We start from the raw sequence: 4,889 nt of genomic DNA on the forward strand, positions 1-4,889 counted from the left end.
ATTGAGGAAATTTTGTGCAGTGTCAAATATGGGTTAGCGCCAAGCACGCTGGCTCGTAACCAGCCGATATTCTTATGGCTTGAGTGTGGCAGCAGCGGGCGGAACAGAGTCTCATGTTGACGGGCTTGCGGGGGTAGGCAAGACGGTTCTGTCAAACGAGATTGGGCGCAAGGCCCGCGCCGCCGGATACCATACGATCAGCCTTGAAGCCTATACCAGGAAGAATCTGGCAGCCTTACTAAAATTCCCCCAGTGCGAGAACTGCTGCATGACCTGAATCGCCTCGCTGGGTTGAATTACCAGGTAAAACGGGGGCTGGCCGTTCTGCGGAGTTTTGTAGGGGCGCTTCTGGTGAAAATATCGGATATTGAATCTCCCCCGGAAAATAAAGACACCTAGCATGCTGCGCTAAGTTACTGTTTTATTTGGTGGGTTGTGAGGGGATCGAACCCACGACCCGCTGATTAAGAGTCAGCTGCTCTACCAACTGAGCTAACAACCCGAAGGACCCGTATTATAGGAATTTTTGCCAAGAAGGCAAGCGCTGATGCGGTGCTTTAGTGAGTCGTGCGCCGTCGCAGTCGGATCACTACCTCGACTTTTTCTACCTCAGTCTCCGGCGGCAGGTCGGGGAGCTTGTTGATTTGCAGGGCAGACGCAGGAATATCCAGCAACTCTCCCGAATCTACATAATAAAAATGATGATGAAGAGAAACATTGGGGTCATAGAACACCTTGCCGGGCTCCACAATCACTTCGCGCACCAACAAGTGATCGGCGAACAGGCCAAGGGTGTTGTAAACCGTTGCCTTAGACACCACGGGATAGTCTGCATTGACGCGTTGCATGATTTCTTCCGCGGAAAGATGTGCGCAAGAGGAGAAGAGCGCGTAGCCAATCTCCACTCTTTGACTGGTGGGATTTACCCCTGCGTCGCGAAGTACTTCCAACACTCGTTGCTTGTTCCAGTCGTTATTTCCCACAGACGGTCCCATTTTAATTTTAAACCTATTGTAATAGTAGCGCTAATACACCGCCAGGAAAAGACCTTACTGTGCCAGCCTTGGCGTCAGAATTGCGTAAGGGTTAATATCCAACGGCGGTGGCGTCTTCATCAAGAAAGACACCAGAATGTCGGCAGTCGCGGGCGCGTTGGTGAGTCCGTAACGGAAATGACCAGCGGCGACAAAGAGCCCCTCCCAGCCGGGAACAAGGCCAATATACGGAATACTGTCCTGGCTTCCCGGGCGCAATCCAGACCATTGTCTGAGGATTGGTATCTGCTCTAGATCCAGATGTAGCTGAGTGATAAAGCCCAAAAGCTCTTCTCGTGCTTCGTCCGTGATCGATTTATCAAACCCTGCAAGCTCGCTCGTGCTGCCAGCCAGAATCAGACCATCTCGTCGCGGTACCAGATAATGATTGTCGCGCATCAACATCGTATTGATGGCTCCGGGTTTACCCTGAAGCAGAAGCATTTGACCTCGTACTGGAATGATGTCCAGGTGGTTGCCTGTTTCGTCAAGTAATTTTCCGCTCCAGGCACCGGCAGTCACGATGGCCTGCTCCGCGGGGATAAAGCCGGTGCTGGTTTCCACGCCTTGCAGTTGTTCGCCCTGCTTACGAAAACCGGTGACCGCAGTGTTTTCATGCAAAACGATGCCCAGTTGACGACAGCGTGCGGCCATTGCCGCCAGCAAGCGGGGGTTCCGTACTTGTGCGACTTCCGGGCACCAGAGTGTTTGAGCCCCTTCTGGATGTCCCAGGTGCCAATCCAGTCCCCACGCTACTCCCCAAGCCAGCACATCATACGGGATTTTCTCCTGCTCACCCTCCATAATAAGCAAGCCGGAGGGTATCCACTCAGGATCAATGCCAGTTTGCTCCAGCAATGTGGCAGTCAGGGAAAAATATCGCTGCATACTGTACAGCGCTAGGCGCAACAGGGCAGGGGGGTAATGCCACGGATACAAAGGGCTCAGGATGCCGCCACCGGCCCATGATGCCTCCTGACCGATATGACCTTGATCGAGAATAGTAACCCGCAGACCGGCCTCCGCAAGCTTAATCGCACTGAGTAAGCCGATCGCGCCGCCGCCAATCAGTAGCACATCTGTTTGCGCAGAGGCTTTAGCAGGCATCTAAAATCACCACTACCTTAAAAATCAATTCGGTAAAATATATTGGCGCCATTTTGGGTGCCGCTCTCCGTCTGCAGTTCGATATGACGGGAAATCCGGTAGCGCAGGCGTGCCACGGTACCATTGCCCAGCACCGATTGTCCGACACTGAGATAAAGATCGGGGGTAAGATAATGGCCCAAGGTGACCATAGCACTCGCCAAGCCCGTCGCATTACCGTTCGAGCTTACGCCAACGTCAATACCGCTGCTACTCAGGCTGTCGCCGAAGACTGCGGCACGACTGGCAGAAAAGAGCGTACCTGCGGCGGCGGAAAGCAGTGCATCCTGACTGGTGAGACCGCTACTCGGGGTGCCCAGCACGAGATAGGAGAGAATATCTGTCTGGGACATGGAGGGTTTGGAGTAGAGCGCAACCTGAGGCACTTGCAATGTACCAGTGACTTGTACGCCAACCTCCACAGGTGTGTTGTCCACGGCGAAGCTAGAAGAACTTTTGATGGTACGTACCGCCAGCACGTCCAGGTTGGCCTGATTCGCGGCCCCGTGGAAAAGGATGGAACCACGCTGGAAGTTGAGAGTGTGCCCGTAAATCGCATAATGGCCATCCACCATGCGCAGCGTTCCATCCACTTGTGGACTTTGGCCGCCGCGCATTTCTACTGCGAGGTCACCTACCAGCCGGGCACGTAGCCCGCTGATGATGACTCTCGCATCGTTCCCGAGGGTTACATGCACATTCACACCCAGGGCAGGGCCACTGCTTTTGTGCATATTTTTCACAAAAACGACGTCGCCTGAGGGCTTGGGTCCGCTGAAATCCGTACCCAATATACGCAGACGATCGGTGTGTATATTTCCTTGCACGTCGATTTTCTTCAGGTTTCCGGAAAGGCTCAGGTCGGGGCTGACCGCAGCTTGTACCTGCGGCAGATTGAGCGCCGTGAAGTTCTTCCCAGTGACGTGGAGCGTAAAGTCATTCGCCTGCTGAAGTTGGACGATGCCTGTCCCGGATATCTGGCCCGAGCCGGAGCTGGCTTGTAGTTGATCGATCCGCAACTCTTTTCCATTTCCCACGAGTTGTGCACCCACGTCACGAACATCCAAACCCGCCTGCGGGACGAAAAAGCCCAGACCCTGGAGTTGTGCCGTACCTGTCCACTGCGGATGTGCCCAACTGCCTAGAACTTGAGCGTCTATGGTCCCTTGCCCTTGCGGCTGAATCCGCAAACTCCCGACGGGGAGGGCGGCAAAAAGTGGTGCACCTACATGCGCCTTTATAACCCCTTGTAGTGGGGCATTGGCATCCCAGTGCCAGGGCAGAGCGAGTGTCGCGGGGCTGTGGAGGGTCACCTGGGCATTGCCCCAGTCATTGGCAAGACGAAGGTCAGCAGCAAGCGAGAGATCTTTTGGCAACCAACGGAACTGACCAGTAAACGCTTGCAAAGAGAGGGTATGCGGTGTGCCTGCTTGCCGCCATTGCAATTCTGTTTTCTGAAAATCCCAATGACCTTCCGCGTGGCATATCCCATGACACTGTGCTTGCAGATGGGCATTCAGAAAGCCGTGGAGCGATGCACCTTCTGTCTGCGTATGAAAATCTAGAGGTAGAGATTGCAGATCAAATCCCAGATCGGCCTGGTTCATGGCGGGGGTATAGCGACCTTGCGCGGTAATCCGGGCACCAAATGTATCAACGAAAGCCATTTTGCTGAGCGATCCGGCACCGTTATCCCATTGCAGGGTGGCTGGGTGGAGTAACTGCCAGTTTCCCAGAGGAGTGCTGGTCAGTGTGGCCTTCCCCAATTGCAGTCCCCACACATCAGTCTGATGAGATACCAGCCCGGCGACAGACAAACGGCTTTGCGGCCATTGCGCGTCCAGTCCTAGCGTAAACCGTGTTAATGGTCCTTGCGCATGGGCCTGCAGATCAATGCGGTGGCCAGCGTATGCCAGTCCCTTTACCTTGATCGTAGCCTGCAAGGCGTTCGTGGCGCGAAGTTCGGCCTGTGTTTTCAGTGTATTGATCTTTACATCACGATAGGCAAGCCCTTGTCCGGTGCCCTGGATTTTTCCAGTCCACTGCACCTGAGGCCGCGCAACCCAACCCTGGATCGTACTCTCACCCCTGGCACCGGGGACTAAGCCTCGCCACTGTGCTACTTCGATGGCAAAACGAAGCCGTTGTTGCAAATTACCCTGAGCCCTCAGACTGACACCGGGTCCAAGAAACCGGGCCTTTTGCAGATCCCACGCACGCCCAGTGAAATGCACCAATGCCTCGCCCTGCAAGGTTTGGCGGTAAAGCTGGCTAGGCAGCAATTGCAGTCGCACGTCGCCTGCGATCACTTTGGAAATTTGGGTGGCGTTGACAGTCAGGTCCCCGGAAAAAGTGCCCGGTACCTGGGCCATAATGCGCTGCGTGTGCAGGCCCCTGACCCGGGCCTGTCCGGTAACGGTGAGTTGCGGCCGCCACCGGACGGCCAGCACCGAAGGCAGCAGATCGGCGCCCAGCAGCTTGCCTGCATAATGGTATTGCAGGTTTTGGCGATTGCCGTTCACATTGCCCTGAATACCGCCGAATTTGGGATCACCGCGCAGCGCCAACTGTCCCTGATAATGTTGAATGTCCCCTTGCAAATTTAAACTGATGGCCAACGCGCCCACCGGTAACGTGCTGGGTAGCGCTTTAGCCAGGACCTGCTCGAAGCCGCCACTAATCTGGTAATTGCCTGCGGTATTGGGGGGA

3 protein-coding genes and 1 tRNA gene are annotated in these 4,889 nt (G+C 55.1%); all 4 read right to left on the reverse strand.

Translation table 11 applies throughout. The features are described from left to right. Positions 1 to 426: 426 nt before the first annotated feature. Positions 427 to 502, reverse strand: a tRNA-Lys gene (locus M7F93_RS10635). A 55-nt stretch (positions 503 to 557) separates the two neighbouring features. Continuing rightward, a complete protein-coding gene (locus M7F93_RS10640) occupies positions 558 to 995 on the reverse strand; it encodes a Fur family transcriptional regulator (protein ID WP_298173153.1) in 438 nt (145 codons plus the stop codon). A 54-nt stretch (positions 996 to 1,049) separates the two neighbouring features. Further along, positions 1,050 to 2,141 (reverse strand): NAD(P)/FAD-dependent oxidoreductase, encoded by a 1,092-nt coding sequence (locus tag M7F93_RS10645; protein WP_298173154.1) that lies wholly within the window; start codon positions 2,139 to 2,141, stop codon positions 1,050 to 1,052. Between the two features lie 17 nt (positions 2,142 to 2,158). Then, positions 2,159 to 4,889: translocation/assembly module TamB domain-containing protein (locus M7F93_RS10650; protein WP_298173157.1), on the reverse strand; the 2,731-nt coding region annotated here is incomplete at its 5' end.

The sequence above is a fragment of the Acidithiobacillus sp. genome (assembly GCF_027322205.1).
Taxonomy (GTDB): Bacteria; Pseudomonadota; Gammaproteobacteria; order Acidithiobacillales; family Acidithiobacillaceae; genus Acidithiobacillus.

Bases quoted from the DNA above. Each gene is read 5' to 3' on its own strand.
- M7F93_RS10640 (WP_298173153.1), bottom strand. From the start codon at position 995: ATGGGACCGTCTGTGGGAAATAACGACTGGAACAAGCAACGAGTGTTG.
- M7F93_RS10645 (WP_298173154.1), bottom strand. From the start codon at position 2,141: ATGCCTGCTAAAGCCTCTGCGCAAACAGATGTGCTACTGATTGGCGGC.